The sequence below is a fragment of the Marinobacter sp. UBA2498 genome (assembly GCF_002341575.1).
Lineage (GTDB): Bacteria > Pseudomonadota > Gammaproteobacteria > Pseudomonadales > Oleiphilaceae > Marinobacter > Marinobacter manganoxydans.
The window spans coordinates 1-607 of record NZ_DDOI01000119.1 but is presented as its reverse complement, the minus strand read 5'-3'; the positions used below and the strand labels follow the sequence as shown (position 1 = coordinate 607).

The window sequence follows — 607 nt, the reverse complement described above, 5'->3', positions numbered from 1 at the left end:
GCACGGCAAGAAAGCCACCGCTGCCGGCACTGGAAGAGCCGAACTGCGGATAAAGGAAACCGGACTTGCGGCGATCATCAATAGGAAAGCTTGCCCACGGCCAATAGAACACCGGCACATCCAGGACTTCCAATCGAACGTGTTTGGCGGTACCGAATCCTTGCGCCCGATCCAGCCTGATATCCGAGGCAACGATGGCCCAGTCATTCTGGCTGGGGCCACAGGTGGTCAGAAAGCCATCTGCAATGACGACCTGTTCCTCGCTGATGCGCGACAGGCTGCCTGCACGACCGCGCATTTCCGGACCATGCAGCAGGAATGTCGCAGTGTTGATGTCCAGGCGTCCGCTATCGACGTCGTAGTTCGCGTTCTCACCGGTGAGAAGGAAACCCTCGCCGCGACTGACCAGCGGCCCCTGCACCGATACTGCACCCTCCTGCTGGCTGTAGCGCGCCTCTGAACCGGTTACCTGAAAACCGCCCTGGCGAATGCGGACATCACCCTGAAGAAACAGCGTCCGGTCAATCTCGTAGCGGGCGTTCAAGCCGCTGGCTTCCAACGGTTGCTCGGAATCGCTGCCAACGGCAAACGCACTGCCAACGCCATA

General features: G+C 60.0%; 1 protein-coding gene. It reads right to left on the bottom strand.

Annotated features, from left to right (window positions below; all coding sequences use genetic code 11):
• Positions 1-607: LPS-assembly protein LptD (locus B2W52_RS16730; protein ID WP_286803773.1), on the bottom strand; the 607-nt coding region annotated here is incomplete at both ends.